This window comes from Pseudomonas sp. G3-19 (assembly GCF_054855875.1).
In genome coordinates this window covers 4824001-4846881 of sequence record NZ_JBMPIQ010000003.1, presented here as the reverse complement: position 1 = coordinate 4846881, position 22881 = coordinate 4824001, and the positions used below count along the sequence as shown (strand labels likewise).

The following is a 22881-nucleotide window of genomic DNA, read 5'->3' as shown; positions in this document are numbered from 1 at the left end:
CTGGCCTGCTCGCGAAGGGGGAAACATCAGGCCCTGAACTGTCCCAGACTGGCCTTCAGCTGCGCCGCCAGCCCATCCAGCACCTTGCCACTGGCCGTGGTTTCCACCACCGCCTGCGCCGCTTTCTCGGCCTGGGCATGAATCGTTTCGACCCGCCCACGCACTGCCTGCGCGCCCTGCGCCTGATGCGCCGCTGCCTGCGTTGCCAGACCGATCGCCGCATGCACCTGCTCGACCGAGGCCTGCACTGACTGCTGCAACCGTGCGCTGTCGCGTAACACCAGCAAACCTTCGCTGGCCTGACGCCCCGCCTGGCCGATCGCTTCGACCGCCTCACGCGCGCCCTGCTGCAACGCGACGATGTGCGCCTGAATGTCACCGGTCGAGCTTTGCGTCTTGCTCGCCAGCGCGCGCACCTCGTCCGCGACCACGGCAAAACCGCGGCCGGTCTCACCGGCCCGCGCCGCTTCGATCGCCGCATTCAGGGCCAACAGGTTGGTCTGCTCGGCGATGCCGTGAATCACCGTCAGCACCACTTCGATCTGTTCGCTCTGCTGCGCCAGTCGCTCGATGACTTTCGCCCCGGTATCAACCTGCCCTGCCAGCGCCTCGATCAGGCTGCCGACTTTCGCCGAGGTACGAGTGTTTTCATCGGTGGCCTGGCGAATATCCACCACCTGCTTCAACGCCGCCTGCATGGCATGGCTTTCCGATTGCGCCTCGTCAGCCATTTGCGACAGCGCGCGCAGGCTTTCCGCCACTTCGTCACGCTGCATCCCGGCCGCTGCGTCGGCACCGGCATTGCGCAGGGTCATGGCGCCGATTTCCACACCGGTACGCTGGGCCACGTCGCCCGCCTCGCGCACGATCGGCTGCAACTTATCCACAAAGCGATTGACCGCCGAGGCCATGTCGCCGATTTCGTCCTTGCTGTTGATCTGCACGCGCTTAGTCAGGTCGCCCTCGCCTGCCGCCAGATCGTCCATCGCCGCATTGAGCATCTTCAAGCGATTGACCACCCGGTGCCCCAGCACCACCGCCAGCAACAGCAGCACGCCACAGCCGACCAGCGCCAGACCCATGCCGATCCGCCAGCGCAAGGTCGCAGCGGCGTCCTGTACCGTGCTGGTGGTATTGGCTTTCATTTCGGCAGCGGTGGATTGCGCCGACTGCAGGCGCGCCTGCATTGCCGTCGCGCTGTCGGCGGCGGCGCCCTTGAGGCTGTCGCCCACCAGTTGATCACTGCTGGCGATCAGCGCCGAGAAGCGCTGGTCGAGCGCCGCCAGATCGGTTTCCACCGACGCGGTCGAGACGCCCATCAGCACTTTGCCGATTTCCACGCCGTTAGGGTTGATCGAGGCTTCGAGGTAGTAGACCGACGGATCGTTTTTCGCCGCGTCCAGCACCTTGTCCAGCGCGCGCTCGCCCTGGCCTTTTTCCAGCAAAGCCTTGTTGATCGGATTTTCGCGGTTGAGGTAACGCGTCAGGTGTTGACCGGTGGCATCGTCGTAAACCACGAACAACACGTTGGGATTGCGCTGGGCGCGACGAGCAAATTCGGACAGGGTCGGCACGTCGCTGTCCCACATGGCGCGCGGCGCCACCGAGGCGAGCAACTGAGCCATGTCATTGGCCGAGTCCTTGAGATCTTTTTCCAGTGTCGTACGCAGTTGCGCCTGCTCCTCCTTCAGACGGGAAGACAGGCCGGCGGTCAGACGCTGCCGGGTACTTGAGGAAAGGTTATCGAGGCTTGAGGTGACCTCACGCCCGGCCTGTTCCAGCTCGCCGGAGAGCTTTTGGCTGTCAGCGCCCAGACGAGTGCCGAGATCGGCCTCCAGCGCCGTGACCGTGCTTCGTGTCAGGGCGACTGCCACCAGCACTTGCACCAAAAGGGCGATACCAAGGGTAACGAACACGGGCCGCAACAAACGGCTTTGTAACAGTGAGAGAACGGCCGACACTGTGAATCCCTCTACTTCTGACGCCATTAATTTGATGGCACTCTTGTAGGAAGATTTACAGCAAAGGTCATGCCGTCCAACAGGCATAAACGACAAAGGCCCCGATTAAGGGGCCTTTGTTTTTTACATCAACGACTTATCAAGCGAACGGATGACGCAAAACGATGGTTTCGTTGCGGTCCGGGCCCGTCGAAATAATGTCGATCGGCGCGCCGATCAACTCTTCAACGCGTTTAATGTAGGCACGAGCATTAGCTGGCAGCTCTTCCAGGGTTTTGGCACCCACGGTCGATTCGGTCCAGCCCGGCACTTCTTCGTACACAGGCTGCAGGCCCACGTAGCTGTCAGCGTCGGTCGGCGCCACGGCATTGCCTTGCGCGTCCTTGTAGCCGGTGCAGATGTTGATGGTTTCCAGACCATCGAGTACATCCAGCTTGGTCAGGCAGATGCCCGAGATGCTGTTCACATCGATAGCGCGACGCAGGATGACGGCGTCGAACCAGCCGCAACGACGGGCACGACCGGTGGTAGCGCCGAACTCGTGACCTTGCTTGGCCAGATGCGCACCCACGTCGTCGAACAGCTCAGTCGGGAATGGACCCGAGCCGACGCGAGTGGTGTAAGCCTTGGTGATGCCCAGGATGTAGTCGAGGAACATCGGGCCAACGCCCGAACCGGTCGCCACGCCACCTGCGGTGGTGTTGGAACTGGTCACGTACGGGTAGGTACCGTGGTCGATGTCGAGCAACGAACCCTGAGCGCCTTCGAACATGATGTCTTTGCCGGCGCGACGCAGGTCGTGCAGCTCGGCAGTCACGTCGAGCATCAGCGGCTTGAGCAGCTCGGCGTATTCCTTGCACTCGGCCAAGGTCTTTTCGAACTCGATGGCCGGCTCCTTGTAGTAACCGACCAGCATGAAGTTGTGGTAATCCACCAGCTCACGCAGCTTGTCTTCGAAACGCGGCATGTTCAGCAGATCGCCCACGCGCAGACCACGACGGGCAACCTTGTCTTCGTAAGCCGGGCCGATGCCGCGACCGGTGGTACCGATCTTCAGCTCGCCGCGGGCTTTTTCACGGGCCTGGTCCAGCGCCACGTGGAAGGACAGAATCAGCGGGCAGGACGGGCTGATACGCAGGCGCTCGCGCACCGGTACGCCTTTCTCTTCCAGCTTGGTGATCTCACGCAGCAGGGCGTCAGGTGCAACCACCACGCCGTTGCCGATCAGGCACTGCACGCCTTCGCGCAGCACGCCCGACGGGATCAGGTGCAAGACGGTTTTCTCGCCGTCGATCACCAGGGTGTGGCCAGCGTTGTGGCCACCTTGGTAGCGCACTACGGCGGCAGCATGTTCGGTCAGCAGATCAACGATCTTGCCTTTGCCCTCATCACCCCATTGGGTGCCCAGGACTACGACATTCTTACCCATAACACTTGTCCTCATTCGCGCAAACTTGGTGCCGGCGATGGCCGGCAGGAAAACTCAAGAAGCCAGTGGCGATACTTGCCAAAGCCCGTTCTGCTGAATCAATTGCCGGTCGCAGTCCGCATCACGGGCGGCGGCCAAAGGTTGTCCAGGCAATGCCTGAACGACACGCTGACCCTCACTGCGCAACTGGCAAACCTGCTGCCAGAGTGCCGCATCCGTACTGTCAGGCATCCAGATACCGCCAGACGGTAGCTCGATCTCAGCACGCCCCAGGGTCACCAGGGTTTTCAAATCGGTAGAGAAGCCGGTCGCCGGACGGGCACGACCGAAGTCGGCGCCGATGTCGTCGTAACGACCGCCCTGAGCGATGGACTGGCCCACGCCCGGGACAAACACCGCGAACACCACACCCGTGTGGTAGTGGTAGCCGCGCAGCTCGCCCAGGTCGAAGTACAGCGGCAACTCCGGGAAACGCGTCGCCAGACGATCGGCGATCTCCAGCAAATCTTCCAGCGCCGCCAGAACCGGCGCCGGTGCATTGGCCAGACGCTCACGGGCCGCACTCAGTACTTCACGGCCGCCACACAGATCGACCAGCGCCCGCAGCATGCCGGACAGATCGGCCGGCAGGCCTTCGGTCAAGGTAATGACCTCGTCGATGGCCTTGCGTTGCAACGCATCGAACAACTGCTGCTCGACTTCACCGGACAGACCGGCGGCACGCGCCAGACCACGGTAGATGCCGACATGGCCAAGGTCCATGTGTACATCCGGCACATCGGCCAGTTGCAGCATGGCCAGCATCAGGCTGATCACTTCAACGTCGCTGCTCGGGCTGGCATCGCCGTAGAGCTCGGCACCCAACTGGATCGGGCTGCGCGAGGACGACAGTGCACGCGGCTGGGCATGCAGCACGCTGCCGGCGTAGCACAGACGGCTCGGGCCTTCGCGACGCAGGGTGTGCGCATCGATGCGCGCCACTTGCGGCGTGATGTCGGCACGGAACCCCATCTGCCGACCCGACTGCGGGTCGATGACCTTGAAGGTACGCAGATCCAGGTCCTGGCCCGCACCGGTCAGCAGGGATTCCAGGTACTCGATATGGGGAGTCACGACAAACTCGTAACCCCAGCTCTGGAACAGATCCAACACCTGACGACGCGCGACTTCAATGCGCGCCGCTTCCGGTGGCAGTACTTCTTCGATGCCATCTGGCAGCAGCCAGCGGTCTACCGTTGCCATTACGCCATTCCCCTTTGATCCGGGCGGCCAGCCTGCGGGCGAGCCTTGAGTGAAGCAGAAAATGACCGATCCGTTCAAAACGCACGCGCATGAACGACGCGGCGAAAGGCCTGTTACCGGCTTCGCCCATCACTTTCCTCGAAAAACGCTCGGGCCATTCAACCCGATGCCTGCAACAAAAAACAGCAATCAAACGTGCAGACGCAAAAAAGCCGGGAATTTCCCGGCTGCCGCATCATACACACGTTTTCCCAAAGGATCACCCCGCCCGAGGTTTTAGCCGCCGGGCGGAATGATTCAGGTCAACGTCGTATCAAGGCTTGGACTTTTCCAGGTAACGGAAGAAGTCGCTGCTTGGGTCGAGAACCATGACGTCGGATTTGTTCGCGAAGCTTTCACGGTAGGCACGCAGGCTACGGTAGAAACCGTAGAACTCCTGATCCTGGCCGTAGGCCTTGGAGTAGATCGCAGCGGCCTGGGCATCGCCATCACCGCGAATCTCTTCGGACTCACGATAGGCTTCAGCCAGCAGCACGCGGCGTTGACGATCGGCGTCGGCACGGATGCCTTCGGCCAGCTCGTTACCCTTGGCGCGGTGCTCGCGAGCTTCACGCTCACGCTCGGTGCTCATACGTTCGAACACGCTGCGGTTCACTTCTTTCGGCAGATCGATGGCCTTGACCCGGACATCGACGACTTCGATACCCAGCTCTTTTTCCGCCATCTTGTTCAGCGACGCGGTTATGTCAGCCATCAGCGCATCACGCTCACCCGACACCACTTCGTGCAGGGTGCGCTTGCCGAACTGGTCACGCAGACCGGATTCCAGACGACGGGACAGACGCTCGTCGGCGATCTGCTTGAGGCCGGAAGTCGCGGTGTAGAAGCGCTCGGCATCTTTCACGCGCCACTTGGCGTAGGCATCGACCATCACGGCTTTCTTTTCCAGGGTCAGGAAGCGCTGTGTCGGTGCATCCAGCGTCATCAGACGTGCGTCGAATTTACGCACCTGGTTAACGTAAGGCACTTTCACATGCAGGCCCGGCTGGACATCGGCCTGAACCACACGACCGAATTGCAGCAGCACCGCGCGCTCGGTCTGAGCCACGATATAGAAGCAGTTCCAGCCCACCAGCACCACGACAACGCCAACGATCAGGGCGATCAGCGATTTATTGCTCATCAGCGGGTCTCCCTTGTACGTGTCTGCGGCAGGTCAGTGACATGCGGCGCGACGTCCGTGTTGTTGCTGGCGGCAGCCGAACCGGTAACCGGTGCATTGCTGCCCGAACTGTTCTGGATCATTTTGTCCAACGGCAGGTAAAGCAGGTTGCTCTGGCCGTTCTTGTTGCCGGTCACGAGTACCTTGCTGGTATTGCTGAAGACTTCCTGCATGGTGTCCAGGTACAGACGCTGGCGGGTGACTTCAGGGGCCTTGCGATACTCGGCGACCAGTTTGGTAAAGCGATCCGCCTCACCCTTGGCGCGCGAAACCGTTTCGTCGCGGTAACCGTTGGCATCCTCGAGGATACGCTGGGCCTGACCACGGGCTTCCGGCACGACGCCGTTGGCGTAGGTTTCCGCCTGGTTGCGCGAACGCTGCTCGTCTTCACGGGCGCGGATCACGTCGTCGAAGGCTTCCTGCACTTCACGCGGTGCCGCTGCGCTCTGTACGTTGACCTGGGTGACGGTGATACCGGTGCGATAGGTATCGAGGAAACGTTGCAGACGCTCCTTGATTTCGCTGGCCATCAATTCACGACCTTCGGTCAGCACCTGATCCATGGCGGTCGAACCCACCACGTGGCGCAGGGCGCTGTCGGTCGCATGCTGCAGACTGATTTCCGGCTGATCGACGTTCAGCACGAAGTCCTGCAGGTTGCTGATCTTGTACTGCACGGTCAGCGGCACTTCGACGATGTTCTCGTCTTCAGTCAGCATCTGGCCCTGCTTGGTGTAGGCACGCTCACGCGTGACGTTTTCCATGTACTTCTTGTCGATCGGCGGGAAGTAGATGTTCAGGCCGGGGCCGACGGTCTCGTAGTACTTGCCGAAGCGCAGCACCACGGCTTGCTCCTGCTCGTCGACCACATAGACCGCGCTGTACAGCCAGACAGCCGCCAGCACCACGAGGCCGATGCCGAGCAGACCGCCGAAGCCGCCACCACTCCTGCCCGAACCACCGCCGTCATCACCACCGCGTTTCTTACCACCACCGAACAACCCGTTCAGGCTTTCCTGCAGCTTTCGGAAGGCCTCGTCGAGATCCGGTGGCCCCTTGCGGTCGCCGTTATTGCGGCGCTTGCCACCCCAAGGATCCTGATTATTCGAGTTGCCACCCGGCTCATTCCAAGCCATAGCGCTCTCCATCTGATAAAGCAAAGACGCACCCACGGCGCGCCGACCAATGCTACAGAATGCCTGCCGTTGCGGCACAACCGCTTTGCCAGGCTTTTATTGCAAAGTGTGTTGCTCGATGAATTCCATCGGCTGCAATCCTTCGCGGCTTACCAGTCGATTCAACTCGACCCGGGGCAAACGAACGGCCAGCAGGCAGATGCCTTCTTCGTCATGCTCTTCTTTCTGTACCGCACCGAGTTCGAAGAACTGCGCACGCAGTCGAGCGAACCGTTGCGGCAAGCGCAATGTCCCCACAAACAAATCACTGCCCAGCAACTCGGCAATGGCTTGCTCAAGCAATTCCAGCCCCGTGCCATCGCGCGCCGACAGCCAGACCCGCTGCGGTTTGCCATCGGCATCGCGCTGGATCTGTGGCTCAACGCCTTCAAGCAAATCGAGTTTGTTGTATACCTCGAGGATCGGCAAGTCCTGGGCTCCGATCTCGCCCAGTACCACCATCACCTGCTCGATCTGCAACATGCGATCCGGTTCGGCCGCATCGATCACGTGCAACAGCAGGTCGGAATTGCTCGACTCTTCGAGCGTAGACCGAAATGCCTCGACCAGCTTGTGCGGCAAGTGCCGAATGAACCCTACCGTGTCAGCCAGAACGATCGGCCCCAGGTCGTCCAGTTCCAGACGGCGCAGGGTCGGGTCGAGGGTGGCGAACAACTGGTCGGCCGCGTACACCTCGGATTTGGTCACGTTATTGAACAGCGTGGATTTGCCGGCGTTGGTATAGCCCACCAGAGACACGGTAGGGATATCCGCACGGGAACGGCCGCGACGCGATTGCTCGCGCTGGCTGCGCACTTTTTCCAGACGACCCTTGATCTGACGCAGACGAACCCGCAGCAGACGCCGGTCGGTTTCGAGCTGGGTTTCACCCGGGCCACGCATGCCGATACCGCCACCCTGACGCTCAAGGTGAGTCCAGCCGCGAACCAGGCGGGTGCTCATGTGATCAAGCTGGGCCAGTTCTACCTGGAGCTTGCCTTCATGGGTACGGGCGCGCTGAGCGAAGATATCGAGAATCAGGCCGGTACGGTCGATCACGCGACACTCGAAAACACGTTCGAGGTTACGTTCCTGACTGGGCGTGAGAATGTGATTGAAAATCACCAGATCGGCCTTTTCGGCATGGACCAGGTCGCGTAATTCCTCGACCTTGCCGCTGCCAATCAGGAATTTGGCGGTTGGCCGATGACGCGGTACGTTAAAAAACGCAACGGTCTCGGCGCCCGCCGAATTAGCCAATTCCTGAAACTCCTGCGGATCTTCGCGCGCCTCAGGGTCCTGACCTTCCAAGTGAACGAGGATGACTCGCTCACCACCACCGTGGCGCTCAAAGAACAAAGGAGACTCCTATCAGGCGTTACCTGGCTCAGCGTCACCCGCATCGGATTCGGTTGCGCTAGGCAGACGAATTGGACGTACTGGCACGACTGTCGAGATAGCGTGTTTGTAAACCATCTGGCTGACGGTGTTTTTCAGCAGGATAACGAACTGGTCGAACGACTCGATCGTGCCTTGCAGTTTGATACCGTTGACCAGGTAGATGGAAACCCCAACTTTCTCTTTACGTAAAGTATTCAAGTAAGGGTCTTGTAGCGAATGCCCTTTTGACATGTGCCGCACTCCTTTAAGGATTCAATAATAAAAATAGGTAATTCAGATGGCTTTGGCCGCCACACCCCCAAGGATAGACGGCAATTGCAAGGACTCAGCTCAATATGGAGATGGTCCCAAGGTATTTCAAGGCGCGTGGCAGATTGTCGCAATCAAGACTGTCCAGCCAGTGCAGTTCTTCCCAGCTGCGCAGCCAGGTGAACTGGCGCTTGGCCAATTGACGCGTGGCAATGATGCCGCGTTCCTGCATTTCAGCTAACGACAGCTTGCCATCCAGGTAGTCCCAGACTTGGCGGTAGCCTACCGCACGTATAGACGGCAACCCGGAATGCAGGTCACTTCTTTTACGCAGGGCTACGACCTCGTCGATGAACCCCTGTTCCAGCATATTTGTGAATCTTTGTTTAATGCGCTCATGCAGTACCTGGCGATTTGCCGGAGCAATGGCCAAGTTCGCGACAGTATAGGGCAATTGTTGCCGTCCCGAAGCGGCTGCTTCAGTACTTTGCGCAGATTGTTGCTGACGCAGGGCAGTCATGCTCTGACCGCTGACCCGATAAACCTCCAGCGCCCGACTCAGGCGCTGCGGATCGTTCGGATGAATGCGTGCCGCCGATACCGGATCGATGCTCGCCAGTTGATCATGCAAGGCTTGCCAGCCAAGGCGTGCAGCCTCTTCCTCGATCTGCGCACGGACTTCGGGATCCGCCGCCGGCATGTCCGCCAGGCCATCAACCAACGCCTTGTAATAGAGCATGGTGCCGCCGACCAGCAGCGGAATTTTCCCGCGTGCGGTGATTTCAGCCATGGCTTGCAGGGCATCGCGGCGGAAATCCGCAGCCGAATAGGCCTCGGCCGGATCAAGAATGTCGATCAACCGGTGCGGAAACTCGGCCAGCAATTCTTTGGAAGGTTTGGCGGTGCCGATGTCCATGCCGCGATAGACCAGCGCCGAGTCGACGCTGATCAGCTCGCACGGCAGCACCTTGGTCAGCTCGATGGCCAGGTCGGTCTTGCCCGCAGCGGTCGGGCCCATCAGAAAAATCGCTGGAGGAAGCTGGCTCATCAACGACCGCGCAGGAACAGTTTGTCCAGATCGTCCAGGCCCAGCTGGGTCCAGGTCGGTCGGCCATGGTTGCATTGACCGCTGCGCTCGGTGTTTTCCATGTCGCGCAGCAGGCCGTTCATTTCCGGCAGGGCCAGGCGCCGGTTGGCACGGATCGCGCCGTGGCAGGCCATGGTGCCGAGCAGTTCGTTCAGGTGCGCCTGAATCCGGTCGCTGGTGCCGTATTCCATCAGGTCCGACAGCACGTCACCCACCAGACGATTGGCCTCGGCCTGCTTGAGCAGCGCCGGAATCTGGCGGATTGCCAATGTTTCCGGGCCCAGACGCTGCAGCTCGAAGCCCAGTTTCTGGAACCATGCAGCGTGTTCTTCAGCGCAATCGGCCTCTCGCTGACTGACCGCCAGCGACTCCGGCACCAACAGCGGCTGACCGCTGAGACCTTCGCTGGCCATGGCGATTTTCAGGCGTTCGTACATGATCCGCTCGTGCGCGGCATGCATGTCCACCAGCACCAGCCCCTGAGCATTCTCGGAGAGAATGTAGATGCCCTTGAGCTGCGCCAGCGCGTAACCGAGCGGCGGAATGTCTTCCTGGCCGGCTGGCAGCGCGTTGGCATTCGCTTCCGGCAACGGTGCGAAGAACTCGCGGTAAGCAGCTTGTGCCTCGGCGGCCGGCACAGCCGACTGCGGACGCGGCGTGTACTGATACTGATAAGCGCCACCAGCGCTGGCGCCCGACGAAGTATTGAACGCCGGTTGCGCCTGCGGCTGTTCCAGCAGCGCGTTGGCCGCCAGACGCATTTCGCCCTGCGGGCCGAACTCGCCGGCCTCGATGCCGCTTGGACGCACCACAGCGGTGGTGACAGAGCCGGCTAGCTGATCTTCCGGACGCACATCACCCAAGGCGCGGTGCAACGTGCCATAAAGGAAGTCATGCACCATGCGCCCGTCACGGAAGCGCACTTCGTGCTTGGTCGGGTGCACGTTGACGTCCACCGCCGCCGGATCGACTTCGAAAAACAGCGCGAAGGTCGGATGACGACCGTTGAACAGCACATCGCGATAAGCCTGACGCACCGCGTGGGCCACCAGCTTGTCGCGCACCGCACGACCGTTTACGAAGAAATACTGCAAGTCCGCCTGGCTGCGGTTGAAGGTCGGCAACCCGACCCAGCCCCACAGATGCAGGCCATTGCGCTCGATCTCGATCGGCAGCGCCTGCTCGAGGAACCCCGAACCACAGATCGCCGCCACACGCCGGGCGCGGGCTGCATCATCGTGGGCCTCGTGCAGGCTGAGGATGGTCTTGCCGTTGTGGCGCAGATGGAAGGCCACGTCGAAACGCGCCAGCGCCAGACGCTTGATCACTTCTTGCAGGTGATCGAATTCGGTTTTTTCGGTCTTGAGAAACTTGCGCCGCGCCGGCGTATTGAAAAACAGGTCGCGCACTTCCACCGAGGTACCGACCGGATGCGCCGCCGGCTGCACCCGAGGCGCCATGTCGCGACCTTCGGTTTCGACCTGCCAGGCCTGATCAGCATCGCGGGTGCGCGAGGTCAGGGTCAGGCGCGCCACGGAGCTGATCGACGCCAGTGCCTCACCACGGAAGCCCAGGCTCATCACCTGCTCCAGATCTTCGAGATTGCGAATCTTGCTGGTGGCGTGACGGGCCAGCGCCAGCGGCAGGTCGTCGGCGGAAATGCCGCTGCCATCGTCACGCACCCGCAGCAGCTTGACGCCGCCCTGCTCGACATCGACATCGATGCGCTTGGCACCGGAGTCGAGACTGTTTTCCAGCAACTCCTTGATCACCGAAGCCGGGCGCTCGACCACCTCGCCGGCGGCGATCTGGTTCGCCAGCCGCGGGCTGAGCAGTTCGATGCGTGCGGCTTTCAACACCTGATTCATTCTTTGGACGCCAGTTCGGTGCCGGGAATGGTCAGGTGCTGGCCGATCTTCAGCTCATCGCTACTTAGATTGTTGGCACTGCGCAGCGTCGCGGGGGACACCTGATAACGCACGGCGATCATCGCCAGCGTCTCGCCCGGGCTCACGCGGTGATCGCGCGGGCCTTGGGCGATCTTGCCGGAGTCACGCAGCCAGGCAATGTAGGTGCCCGGTGGCGGATTCTGCTGGAAGAACTGGCGCACGCCGCTGCTGATCGAACGCGCCAGCGCCTGCTGGTGGCTTGAAGCCGATAGTTTGTTCGCCTCGTTGGCGTTGGAGATGAAGCCGGTTTCGACGAGGATCGACGGGATGTCCGGCGACTTCAACACCATGAACCCGGCCTGCTCCACGCGCTGCTTGTGCAACGGAGTCACGCGACCGATGTTGGTCAGGACTTTCTGGCCGACGTTGAGGCTGGAAGTCAGCGATGCGGTCATCGACAAGTCAAGCAGTACGCCGGCGAGCATGCGGTCCTTGTCGTCGAGGCTGACGTTGCCGGCACCACCGATCAGGTCGGAACGGTTTTCGCTGTCGGCCAGCCAACGGGCGGTCTCGGATGTCGCGCCGCGATCAGACAGGGCAAACACCGAGGCACCGAAGGCTGCCGCAGACGGCGCAGCGTCGGCGTGGATCGAAACGAACAGGTCGGCGCCCTTCTTGCGGGCAATTTCGGTACGGCCGCGCAACGGGATGAAGTAGTCGCCGGTACGGGTCAGTTCGGCGCGGAAACCTTTCATGCCGTTGACCTGACGCTGCAGCTCGCGGGCGATCTGCAGCACCACGTCTTTCTCACGCTGGCCGCGCGAGCCGGACGCACCCGGGTCTTCGCCGCCGTGACCGGCGTCGATCACCACAATGATGTCGCGCTTGCCAGCCGGGGCCGGTGGCAACTTGATCGCCGGTTCAGACGGTGTCACCGGCACTGCCGGCACGGTGGCGACCGATGGCGTTGGCGCAGGCGGCGGCGCGGCATCGGCCGGGTTGTCGAACAGGTCGACCACCAGACGGTTGCCATATTGCGCGTTCGGCGCCAGCGAGAAACTTTTCGGGGTGACGGCTTTTTTCAGGTCGATGACCACTCGCAGATCGGTCGGCGTGCGCTGGGCCGAGCGCATCGCGGTGATCGGCGTGTTAGCAGTCGAGACCTTTAACGGCGCCCCCAGGGTGGCGCCATTGATGTCGATCACCAGCCGATCCGGTGCGGTCAGGGTGAAGACGCTGTGCTGCACCGGACCGCTCAGGTCGAAGACCAGTCGCGTGTTGTCCGGCGCCCGCCACAGGCGCACGCTGTTGACCTTTGTCTCGGCCACAGCGTTGACGGTTACTGCCATCAACATCAGTCCAACGGCAGCCACCAACGCGCGAAAGCGCATACCTAACCCCATCATTTAATTGGATTCCAATGCCAAAGCGGCACACCAGGCCTCGCCACGCGAGCCCTGGGATAAAATTTTCAGCGAACGCCCGCTGTCTTGCGGGCTAATGGTAATGGTCAGGTCAGGCTTTGGCAAAAAGCCTGCACCTTTATCGGGCCACTCGATCAGGCACAGGGCATCGTCTTCGAAATAGTCGCGGATGCCGAGAAACTCCAGCTCCTCCGGATCGACCAGGCGATACAGGTCGAAGTGGAAGGCGCGCACATCACCGATCTCGTAGGGTTCGACCAAGGTGAAGGTCGGACTTTTTACCGCGCCGACATGCCCCAGCCCACGAATGATGCCCCGCGACAGGGTGGTTTTGCCCATGCCCAGATTGCCTTCCAGGAAAATCAGGCCGTGGCCCTGGGTAATGCGGGCGATCCGTGCGCCAAAGTCGCTCATGGCCTGTTCATCGGCCAGGTACAGGGTTACTTCAGACACGGTGCATGCTCCTCCAACAACTGACGAATGACTGGAATCAGATCACTGGCCGCCAGTCCACGGCCGAATTTACCTTGTTGCGCGCCGGCATTGGCGTGCAGCCAGACGGCCAGGCACGCGGCATCGAAGCCATCCATGCCTTGGGCCAACAACGCGCCAGTCAAGCCGGCGAGTACGTCGCCCAGGCCGGCGGTGGCCATGGCCGGATGGCCTTGATGACACAGCGCCAGACGCCCATCGGGGTGGGCGATCAGGCTGCCGGCGCCTTTGAGCACGACGACGGCCGAGTATTTTTTGCTCAACGCCCGCGCGGCGGCCGGACGATCTGCCTGCACCTCGGCAGTGCTGATCCCTAACAGGCGCGCCGCCTCGCCCGGATGCGGGGTGATCACGCATTCCTTGGGCAGACTGACAAATCCGCTCGCCAGCAGATTCAATGCGTCGGCGTCCCAAACCTGTGGCAGCGGCGCATTGGCGGCAGCGGACAACAGTGCCCGCCCCCAACTCGCCTGTCCGAGTCCCGGACCAACCACCACCGAAACCTTTTCCAGCAGCCCCATCAACTGATTGGCCGACGACGTGCCGAGGGCCATGACTTCCGGGATTCGCGTCAGCGCTGCCGGGACATGCTCCGGACGGGTCGCCAGCGACACCATGCCCGCGCCGCTGCGCAAGGCCGTTTCGCTACTGAGCAGAATCGCCCCGCCAAAACCCTGATCGCCACCGATCAGCAGCAAATGCCCGAAGCGCCCTTTGTGTGCAGCGGGCGCACGCGGGGCCAATCGTGGAAGATTAGCCGCCGAGAGACGCAGAGCGCTGACAGGAATGTCACGGTAGATGTCGGCGGCGGCTTGCAGATCGTTAAACACCAACGCCCCGACCTGATCCGCCGCATCCCCGGTGAACAGGCCGAGCTTCAAGCCGATGAAAGTCACGGTAAGGTCAGCGTGAACCGCAATGCCGAGGACATGTCCGGTATCGGCACACAGTCCGGAAGGAATATCCACCGCCACCACCGGCAGGCCACTGGCATTGATCGCCTTGATTGCAGCGGCATACGGTTCACGGACATCGCCGGCCAGCCCAGTGCCGAGCAAGGCATCGACAATCACCCCGCGCAGCTCGCTTTGCGCGGTCCAACCCTGCACGGCGACGCCATCGTTGATGGCCTGCGCATAAGCCTGTGCTGCATCGCCCTGCAAACGTTGCGGATCACCGACGGCCAGCACCCGCACCGCCCACCCGGCCCGGTGCGCCAGCGCGGCGATCAGAAAACCATCACCGGCGTTGTTGCCATGCCCGGCAAGCACAGTCATTTCGCTCGCCGACGGCCATTGCCGCACCAATGCACGCCAGGTCGCGTGCGCGGCGCGCTGCATCAATTCGAAGCCCGGCGTGCCCGCAGCGATCAGCCGCGCATCGAGTGCTCGCACCTGTGCAGCGCCATACAGCGCGTCGGGTAATTCATCTTTCGTGTGCGGCATGCGTCTTCGGGCTCCGATGTCTGGCAGAATTATACGCACCTCAGCTCCGGTTTCTCTCGCCTCATGTCCGCCATCACCACAGATCTGCCCGCCCTCGCCCAATCGATCAAGGATTGGGGCCGCGAGCTGGGCTTCCAGCAAGTCGGCATCAGCGGTCTGGACCTGGCCGAGCATGAGCAGCACCTGGAGCGCTGGCTCGCCGCCGGCTACCACGGCGAAATGGATTACATGGGCGCCCACGGCAGTAAACGCTCGCATCCGGAGCAACTGGTTCCGGGTACGTTACGCGTGGTTTCGCTGCGCATGGACTACCTGCCCGGCGACACGCAAATGGCGCAAATGCTCGCGCAACCGGAGAAAGCCTACGTTTCGCGTTATGCCTTGGGCCGCGATTACCACAAATTGATCCGTAAACGTGTGCAGCAATTGGCTGACAGGATTCAGTCGGAGATCGGCCCGTTCGGTTTTCGCGCCTTCGTCGACAGCGCCCCGGTGCTGGAAAAAGCCATCGCCGAGCAGGCCGGGCTGGGCTGGATCGGCAAAAACACTTTGGTACTGAACCGAAAGGCCGGCAGTTATTTCTTCTTGAGCGAACTGTTTGTCGATCTGCCGCTGCCGGTGGACGAACCGCACAGCAGCGAACATTGCGGGCGCTGCACCGCGTGCCTGGACATCTGCCCGACCAACGCCTTCGTCGGCCCCTATGTGCTGGACGCCCGGCGCTGCATCTCCTACCTGACCATCGAACTGAAAAACGCCATCCCCGAAGACCTGCGCCCGCTGATCGGCAACCGCGTGTTCGGCTGCGACGACTGCCAGATCGTCTGCCCGTGGAACCGCTTCGCCAAGCCATCCGGGGAAAGCGATTTCAAGCCCCGGCACAACCTGGACAACGCCGAACTGGCGGAACTGTTCATGTGGGACGAGGATAAATTTCTCAGCAGCACCGAAGGCTCGCCGCTGCGCCGCGCCGGTTACGAGCGCTGGCTGCGCAATCTGGCGGTCGGCTTGGGCAACGCGCCGTCGAGCATTCCGGTGCTGGAAGCCTTGAAGGCGCGCCGCGACTACCCGTCAGAGCTGGTACGTGAACACGTCGAGTGGGCGCTGAAACAGCACGGTCAATTGTAGGAGCTGCCGCAGGCTGCGATCTTTTGACTTTGATTTTTAAAAGACAAGATCAAAGGATCGCAGCCTGCGGCAGCTCCTACAGAGAAATGTATTAATGCTCGTCGTTGTAGACGAACTTGGGCATTTCCCAGTGGAAACGGATGGCCAGCAACCGCAGCAGAAAGCCGCCGAACAAGGTGATCAGAATCGCCTGTTCGCTCGGCACATTCAGGTACAGGCAGAGCATGTAGCACCACGCGGCGGCGAACGAGACGCTGGCGTACAGTTCGCGGCGGAAGATCAGCGGGATGTCGTTGCAGAAGATGTCGCGCAGGATGCCGCCGAAGACGCCGGTGATCACACCGCTGACCGAGGCCACCAGCATGCCGTGGCCCATTTCCAGAGCGGTCATGCAGCCGATCAGGGTGAACGCCACCAGGCCAACCGCATCGAGCACCAGAAACAGCGAACGCAGGTGGCGCATCCAGCGCGCGGTGAACACGGTGAGCATCGCGGCGGCTGAGGTCAGCACCAGGTATTCCGGGTGTTTGACCCACGTCAGCGGATAATGCCCAAGCAACACATCGCGCACCGAACCGCCGCCCAATGCCGTGACGCAGGCGATCAACACCACCCCGAACCAGTCCATGCCGCGCCGCCCGGCAGACAGCGCGCCGGTCATGGCTTCAGCGGTAATGGCGATCAGATAGAGCATCAGCAACATGGCGGCGGTCCTGGCAGGAAGGCGCGCAGTCTAGCCATTTCAGCGCCGCACCAGAAGGGGGCGCGCTCCGGGATGCATTTCTGACTTGAATCTTACGGGACTCTGACGCCCTCTTCGCGAGCAAGCCCGCTCCCACAGGGGGAACGCATTCCAAATTGTGGGAGCGGGCTTGCTCGCGAAGACGTCAGGGCAGACACCCCTCAATCAGAATTTGATGAAATGCTTGCGGTAGTGCTGCAGCTCGGCGATCGATTCGCGGATGTCGTCCAGCGCCAGGTGAGTGCTGCCCTTCTTGAAGCTGTCGCGCACGTCCGGTGCCCAGCGTGCGGCCAGCTCTTTGAGCGTCGACACGTCGAGGTTGCGGTAGTGGAAGTAGCTTTCCAGTGCCTTCATGTGGGTATAAAGGAAGCGACGATCCTGGCAGATGCTGTTGCCGCAGATCGGCGACTTGCCCTTCGGTACCCATTTCTCGAGGAAAGCGATGGTTTCGGCCTCGGCCTCGGCCATGCTGATACGGCTGTCACGCACGCGCTGGGTCAGGCCCGAGTTGCCGTGGGTGCGGGTGTTCCACTCGTCCATGCGGGCGAGCACTTCGTCACTGTGGTGGATGGCGATCACCGGACCTTCGGCCAGGGTGTTCAGGTCACTGTCAGTGACAATGGTGGCCATTTCGATGATGACGTCGTTTTCCGGATCCAGACCGGTCATTTCCAGGTCGATCCAGATCAGGTTCTGCGGGTTTTGCATATTCGGGCTCCTAGGCAATGCTGCGCAGTTTAGCCTAGGCCGGTGCCCGGGCGTGCTAAACTCGCGGCCGTTTTACCTAATCGCTGCATTCTTCAGACGGAACACCCATGGCCAAACGCCAACTCAATCGTCGTCAAAACTGGCGCATCGAAAAGATTCAGGGCGAGCGCGCCGCCCGCGCCGCCAAACGCGAGTCCTCGGCGGTCGAAGCCCTCGAGGGCGGCGATCTCGGCCCCGAGCAACACGGCCTGGTGATCGCCCACTTCGGTGTGCAGGTCGAAGTCGAGGCCGTGGACGGCGAACAGGCCGGCCAGGTTTTCCGTTGCCACTTGCGCGCCAACCTGCCGGCGCTGGTGACCGGTGATCGGGTAGTCTGGCGCGCCGGCAACCAGGGCATCGGGGTGATCGTCGCGCAACTGCCGCGCAACACCGAGCTCTGCCGCCCGGACAGCCGTGGCCAGCTCAAGCCGGTCGCCGCCAACGTCGACATGATCGTCATCGTCTTCGCACCGCTGCCCGAGCCGCATGCCAACCTGATCGACCGCTACCTGGTCGCCGCCGAACACGCCGGCATCCGCCCGTTGCTGTTGCTGAACAAGTTCGACCTGATCGACGAGCAGAACGCCCCGGCACTCAACGCCCTGCTGGCGGTGTACCGCACGCTGGGTTATCCGGTGCTGGAAGTCTCGGCGCATCACGGCAATGGCATGGAACAGTTGCAGAAGCAGCTCGACGGGCGCATCAGCGTGTTCGTCGGCCAGTCCGGCGTCGGCAAGTCGTCGCTGGTCAACAGCCTGCTGCCGGAAGTCGAAACCCGCGTCGGCCCGTTGTCGGAGCTTTCCGGTCAGGGCACGCACACCACGACCACCGCACGCCTGTTCCACTTCCCGGGCGGCGGCGAGTTGATCGACTCCCCGGGTATCCGTGAGTTCGGTCTGGGCCACGTCAGCCGCGCCGACGTCGAAGCCGGTTTCATCGAGTTCAACGACCTGCTCGGCACTTGCCGCTTCCGCGACTGCAAGCACGATCGCGAACCGGGTTGCGCACTGCTCAAGGCCCTGGAAGACGGCCGCGTGCAGCAGCAGCGGATGAACAGCTACCGCTCGATCATCGCCAGCCTGCCGGAAAACGGCTACTAAACATCTGCACCGGCAGCCTCTCGCCCGAGGGCTGCCGGATGTCGGACCGCGCCTGACAAATCCTCGATTCCGTTAAACGTCAGACTCTTCTGACAGACTCGTTCACACCTGTTTGCAGGACATTTCTCTTTCACCGCCCAGCCCTTGTAGGCTCGCGTCAGATGCCTAGATTGGGGTCCTCCTTCGCACCTTCGCGACCTTCGAGGAACCCCATGCAGACCTACCATTTGTTCATCAGCCATTCGTGGAGCTACGCCCACGCTCACGACAATCTGGTACGCCTGCTCGGCGCCAGACCGGATTTCAGTTTCAAGAATTTTTCCGTGCCGCCGCACAACCCGATCATGGGCGCGCAGACCGACAAGCAACTCGAAGAAGCCATCGAGAACAAGATTCGCCCGTGCTCGGCGGTGCTGATCATGGCCGGGATGTATTCGACTTACAGCAAGTGGATCAACAAGGAAATCGAGATCGCCAAGCGCATGGGCAAAGTGATCATCGCGATCAAGCCGTTCGGCGCCGAGCGTATTTCCAGCGTCGTGCGTGAGGCGGCGCACGCCGAGTGCGCGTGGAACACCAACAGCATTATTGGTGCGATCCGTCAGCACACGGCGGTGTAACCATGCGCAAGGGACTGTTTATCGGCATCAACCACTACGACCACGTCTCGCCCTTGAGCGGCTGTAACAACGACGCCATGGCCATGGCGTCGGTGCTGGAGCGTCATGCCAACGGGCGACCGAACTTCAGCAGCAAAGTGCTGACTTCAGCCGAAGAAAAACTCACGCTCAGCCACATGAAACAGCAGATCCAGAGCCTGTTCTCAGGCGATTGTGACGTGGCACTGCTGTACTTCGCCGGCCATGGTCAGTTTGACACCAGCATCGACGAAGGACTCCTGATTCCCCAGGACTATCAGCCTGGCGGAGACGGGATCCGCATCAGCGACATTCTGGAATGGGCGGACAAGGCCCCGCACATCAAGAACAAAATCATCATTCTCGATTGCTGCCAGGCCGGCGCAGCAGGCGCCATGCGCAATCTGCGTGGCGGCAGCAGTGTGATCGGCGAAGGCGTGACCATTCTCACGGCCTGCAAAAAAGAACAGTACGCCCTGGAAAGTCGCGGTCATGGCGTCTTCACGGATCTGTTGCTGCAAGCGCTGCACGGTGGCGCTGCCAACGTACTCGGCAAGGTCACCCCCGGTAGCGTTTACTCGTTTGTCGACAATGCGCTGGGCGCCTGGGAACAGCGTCCGGTATTCAAGACCAATGTCTCGCAGTTCGTACCGCTACGCGAGGTCGCGCCGCTGATTGCCGAGGAAACCCTGCGCAAACTCAAGGACTGGTTCCCGGAGCCGAGCTTCGTTTTCAGACTCGATCCCAGCTACGAGCCCACCGAAGCGCTGTTCGACCCCGAGCACGGCGACATTTTCAAGCAACTGCAAATGTGCAATCGCCACAGCTTGATCGAACCGGTGGATGCCGAGCACATGTACTACGCCGCCATTCACTCCACGGGCTGCCGCCTCACGGCGCTCGGCGCCTATTACCGTGAACTCGCCCTCAAAGGACACTTCTGATGCCCGTATTCATCAGCTACCGCCACATGGATCGCCCGCAGGCCATGGCGATCAATGCGCAATTGATGCAGGCCAACATCAAGACTTACCTCGACGTACTCGACCCGGAGTCGCAGACCACCGACGACATCACCGGGGTGATCACCCGCAACATCACCGAATGCACACACCTGCTCGCGGTGGTTTCAGAGAAAACCGCTCTGTCGTGGTGGGTGCCGTTCGAAATCGGCGAAGCGACCATCAGCAACCGCCGGATCTGCTCGTTCCGCACCGGGCCGGCAAAGCTGCCGGAGTATCTGGACAAGTGGCCGAAGCTGAGCACGGCCAGTGATCTGAATTTCTTCATCGATGCCTATCGTGAAGAAGTATCGAGCAAGCGCTCGATGACGCTGGATTCGAGCAACGAATCCTTCAGCGGCACCTATAAGCGCAACGCCGATCTTTTCCATGAACAACTGAAGAACCGGATTCGGCGCGGTTTCTGAGGCCAATCGACAGCCACAAAAAAGCCGACATCACTGTCGGCTTTTTTGTCGCTCACTGCTTCGGCGCAGGGGCCGGTGCAGCGGCTGGCGGAGCTGTTGGCGCTGGCGCCGCAGTCCCCGGCACTGCCGGTTTCGGTGCGGCGTCGTCGAACAGGTTCAAGCGTTCGCGCAACTCGTGCGCCGGCACCGGTTGCTGATCCGCCGGCAGCGCGTTCGGATCGACCGGCGTCGCCGGAGCGGCGCCGTTCTGACCTTCGGCGGCTGGCTTGGCCGCGTCGGCACCTTGCGAACCTTCGATGGCGGCCTGGGCCTTTTTGGTCAGGACCACGATGTCGATGCGGCGGTTGACCGGATTGAACGGGTTTTCCTTGTCGAACAGCGCCGACGAGGCATAACCGACAACCCGCGCCACCTGCGAATCCGGATAGCTCCCGGCCACCAGCGCACGCCGTGCAGCGTTGGCACGGTTGGCCGAGAGCTCCCAGTTGCCGAAATCGCCGGTGCCGATGTACGGCTTGGCGTCGGTGTGGCCGCTGATGCTGATCTTGTTCGGCACCGCTTTGATGGTGTCGGCCATGGCCAGCAGGATGTCTTCGAAGTACGGCTTCAGACGCGCGGAGCCCGAGTCGAACATCGGCCGGTTTTCCGCGTCCATGATCTGAATGCGCAAGCCGTTCGGGGTGATCTCGAACAGGATCTGATCCTTGAACTTCTGCAGCTGCGGGTTCTCGTCGACCTTGTTCTGCAGTTCTTGCAGCAACAGCTCCAGGCGCTCTTTCTCGACCTGCTCGGCCATGCCTTCGACCTGCTCGGTGTCGACCGTGACCTTGTCCGGTTGCGGCTGCGACTTCACCTCAGGGTTGAGGGTGTTTTCCGGCGCCAGGGTCGGCGTGCCGCCCAGATCAATGATGTACGGCGTGCCACTTTCGGAGAAGCCGACCGGGTCCTTGAAGTAACCGGCGATGGCGATCTTCTGCTCAGGCGTTGCGGTGGACAGCAGCCACAACACCAGGAAAAACGCCATCATCGCCGTGGCGAAGTCGGCGAAGGCGATTTTCCACGCCCCGCCGTGGTGCCCACCGGCTATGCGCTTGACGCGCTTGATGATTATCGGCTGATTATTTTCCATGGCTTAGCGACCGCGAACGGCTTGTTCCAGCTCGGCAAAGCTTGGACGGTGCGCCGGGTACAGAACCTTGCGCCCGAACTCCACGGCCAGCGATGGCGGCATACCGGAAGCCGACGCCACCAGCGAGGCCTTGATGGCTTCGTAGACGTTCAGTTCTTCCTTGGCATCGTGCGCCAGGGAATGCGCCAACGGCCCGAAGAAGCCGTAGGCCGCGAGAATACCGAAGAAGGTACCGACCAGTGCCGCACCCACGTGCAGACCGATGGACTTCTGATCGCCTTCACCCAGGGACGCCATGGTCACCACGATACCCAGTACCGCCGCGACGATACCGAAACCGGGCATGGCGTCGGCGATGCCGTTCACCGCATGGGACGGGTGCTCGAGGTCTTCCTTGAGGCTGTAGAGTTCCATGTCGAACAGGCCTTCCAGCTCATGCGGAGCCATGTTGCCGGAGGACATGATGCGCAGGTAATCGCAGATGAACGCGGTCATGCGTTCGTCTTTGAGCACGGCCGGGTACTTGGCGAAGATCGGGCTCGCGGCAGCGTCTTCGATGTCGCCTTCGATGGCCATCATGCCTTCGCGGCGGCTCTTGTTGAGGATCTCGTAGATCAGGCCGAGCACTTCCAGATAGAACGTGTGGCTGAAGCGCGAACTGAACATGCTCAGGGATTTCTTGAGCACGTGCATCGTCATGTAACCGGGGTTGGCCTGGAGGAATGCACCGAGGGCCGCACCACCGATGATCATCACCTCGAAGGGCTGGATCAGGGCGGCAATTTTGCCGTGGGAGAGCACGTATCCGCCGAGCACGCTCGCGAATACGACGATGATGCCGATAATTTTAGCCATAGGTAGAAAGTACTTATTTAAGTCGGGTTCAAGGTCATATTCGGAAGTTAAAAAATCTCTTCTTCTACTTATCGGCAAAACTGCGCCAGACTATAGC

General features: G+C 61.4%; 21 protein-coding genes. 5 read left to right on the top strand and 16 right to left on the bottom strand.

The genetic code is table 11. From position 1 onward, the window contains the following. Positions 1 to 26: 26 nt before the first annotated feature. From ACOYXI_RS22130 to ACOYXI_RS22075, 12 genes are all read right to left on the bottom strand, one after another. Complete coding sequence (locus tag ACOYXI_RS22130) at positions 27 to 1961, bottom strand: methyl-accepting chemotaxis protein (protein ID WP_098966935.1); 1935 nt, start codon at positions 1959 to 1961, stop codon at positions 27 to 29. 139 nt (positions 1962 to 2100) lie between these two features. Beyond that, entirely contained in the window at positions 2101 to 3390 is a 1290-nt protein-coding gene (locus tag ACOYXI_RS22125; protein ID WP_003221122.1) for an adenylosuccinate synthase, read from the bottom strand. A 54-nt stretch (positions 3391 to 3444) separates the two neighbouring features. Beyond that, the gene (locus ACOYXI_RS22120; RefSeq protein WP_047600701.1) at positions 3445 to 4632 is read right to left on the bottom strand and encodes an ATP phosphoribosyltransferase regulatory subunit; all 1188 of its coding nucleotides are present in this window, start codon (positions 4630 to 4632) and stop codon (positions 3445 to 3447) included. A 313-nt stretch (positions 4633 to 4945) separates the two neighbouring features. Further along, positions 4946 to 5815 (bottom strand): protease modulator HflC, encoded by an 870-nt coding sequence (gene hflC / locus ACOYXI_RS22115; RefSeq protein ID WP_027611416.1) that lies wholly within the window; start codon positions 5813 to 5815, stop codon positions 4946 to 4948. Continuing rightward, positions 5815 to 6990, bottom strand: coding sequence for an FtsH protease activity modulator HflK (gene hflK, locus ACOYXI_RS22110; protein WP_007967435.1), 1176 nt, complete (start codon positions 6988 to 6990; stop codon positions 5815 to 5817). Before hflK ends, hflC begins: the two co-directional genes overlap by 1 nt. A 96-nt stretch (positions 6991 to 7086) precedes the next feature. Beyond that, a complete protein-coding gene (gene hflX / locus ACOYXI_RS22105; RefSeq protein WP_003221114.1) occupies positions 7087 to 8388 on the bottom strand; it encodes a ribosome rescue GTPase HflX in 1302 nt (433 codons plus the stop codon). Between the two features lie 12 nt (positions 8389 to 8400). Then, positions 8401 to 8661: an RNA chaperone Hfq gene (gene hfq, locus ACOYXI_RS22100; protein WP_003221112.1), complete on the bottom strand. Its 261-nt coding sequence runs from the start codon at positions 8659 to 8661 to the stop codon at positions 8401 to 8403. A gap of 94 nt (positions 8662 to 8755) precedes the next feature. Beyond that, on the bottom strand, positions 8756 to 9727 hold the full coding sequence (gene miaA / locus ACOYXI_RS22095) for a tRNA (adenosine(37)-N6)-dimethylallyltransferase MiaA (protein ID WP_096794765.1): 972 nt from the start codon (positions 9725 to 9727) through the stop codon (positions 8756 to 8758). Continuing rightward, positions 9727 to 11625 carry a DNA mismatch repair endonuclease MutL gene (mutL, locus tag ACOYXI_RS22090; RefSeq protein ID WP_461675576.1) on the bottom strand — a complete coding sequence of 633 codons (1899 nt, stop codon included), beginning with the start codon at positions 11623 to 11625 and terminating at the stop codon, positions 9727 to 9729. The genes miaA and mutL overlap by 1 nt, the downstream gene beginning before the upstream one ends. Positions 11626 to 11630: 5 nt before the next feature. Then, positions 11631 to 13010: an N-acetylmuramoyl-L-alanine amidase gene (locus tag ACOYXI_RS22085; protein ID WP_371260346.1), complete on the bottom strand. Its 1380-nt coding sequence runs from the start codon at positions 13008 to 13010 to the stop codon at positions 11631 to 11633. 51 nt (positions 13011 to 13061) lie between these two features. Next, positions 13062 to 13532 carry a tRNA (adenosine(37)-N6)-threonylcarbamoyltransferase complex ATPase subunit type 1 TsaE gene (tsaE, locus tag ACOYXI_RS22080; protein WP_098966932.1) on the bottom strand — a complete coding sequence of 157 codons (471 nt, stop codon included), beginning with the start codon at positions 13530 to 13532 and terminating at the stop codon, positions 13062 to 13064. Further along, entirely contained in the window at positions 13520 to 15016 is a 1497-nt protein-coding gene (locus ACOYXI_RS22075; RefSeq protein ID WP_210556701.1) for an NAD(P)H-hydrate dehydratase, read from the bottom strand. The genes tsaE and ACOYXI_RS22075 overlap by 13 nt, the downstream gene beginning before the upstream one ends. A gap of 63 nt (positions 15017 to 15079) precedes the next feature. Here ACOYXI_RS22075 and queG point away from each other — a divergent pair, with 63 nt between their 5' ends. Next, a complete protein-coding gene (queG, locus tag ACOYXI_RS22070) occupies positions 15080 to 16144 on the top strand; it encodes a tRNA epoxyqueuosine(34) reductase QueG (protein WP_098966929.1) in 1065 nt (354 codons plus the stop codon). Positions 16145 to 16235: 91 nt separating this feature from the next. On the opposite strand, the gene ACOYXI_RS22065 is transcribed toward queG, so the two are convergent. Then, complete coding sequence (locus ACOYXI_RS22065; RefSeq protein ID WP_047290974.1) at positions 16236 to 16847, bottom strand: trimeric intracellular cation channel family protein; 612 nt, start codon at positions 16845 to 16847, stop codon at positions 16236 to 16238. A gap of 204 nt (positions 16848 to 17051) precedes the next feature. Then, positions 17052 to 17594 (bottom strand): oligoribonuclease, encoded by a 543-nt coding sequence (gene orn, locus ACOYXI_RS22060; RefSeq protein WP_003221098.1) that lies wholly within the window; start codon positions 17592 to 17594, stop codon positions 17052 to 17054. Between the two features lie 107 nt (positions 17595 to 17701). Between orn and rsgA the strand changes: the two genes are divergently transcribed. From rsgA to ACOYXI_RS22040, 4 genes are all read left to right on the top strand, one after another. Further along, positions 17702 to 18733, top strand: a complete 1032-nt coding sequence (rsgA, locus tag ACOYXI_RS22055) for a small ribosomal subunit biogenesis GTPase RsgA (RefSeq protein ID WP_095138114.1) — start codon at positions 17702 to 17704, stop codon at positions 18731 to 18733. Between the two features lie 212 nt (positions 18734 to 18945). Beyond that, positions 18946 to 19353: a TIR domain-containing protein gene (locus ACOYXI_RS22050; RefSeq protein WP_461675299.1), complete on the top strand. Its 408-nt coding sequence runs from the start codon at positions 18946 to 18948 to the stop codon at positions 19351 to 19353. Positions 19354 to 19355: 2 nt separating this feature from the next. Beyond that, positions 19356 to 20315: a caspase family protein gene (locus ACOYXI_RS22045; protein WP_098966926.1), complete on the top strand. Its 960-nt coding sequence runs from the start codon at positions 19356 to 19358 to the stop codon at positions 20313 to 20315. Continuing rightward, a complete protein-coding gene (locus tag ACOYXI_RS22040; RefSeq protein WP_027611406.1) occupies positions 20315 to 20800 on the top strand; it encodes a toll/interleukin-1 receptor domain-containing protein in 486 nt (161 codons plus the stop codon). Before ACOYXI_RS22045 ends, ACOYXI_RS22040 begins: the two co-directional genes overlap by 1 nt. 52 nt (positions 20801 to 20852) lie before the next feature. Here ACOYXI_RS22040 and motB read toward each other — a convergent pair whose 3' ends face one another. Both motB and motA read right to left on the bottom strand, forming a co-directional pair. Beyond that, positions 20853 to 21929, bottom strand: coding sequence for a flagellar motor protein MotB (gene motB / locus ACOYXI_RS22035; RefSeq protein ID WP_098966924.1), 1077 nt, complete (start codon positions 21927 to 21929; stop codon positions 20853 to 20855). 3 nt (positions 21930 to 21932) lie between these two features. Then, the gene (gene motA, locus ACOYXI_RS22030) at positions 21933 to 22784 is read right to left on the bottom strand and encodes a flagellar motor stator protein MotA (RefSeq protein WP_007952169.1); all 852 of its coding nucleotides are present in this window, start codon (positions 22782 to 22784) and stop codon (positions 21933 to 21935) included. Between the last annotated feature and the right edge of the window lie 97 nt (positions 22785 to 22881).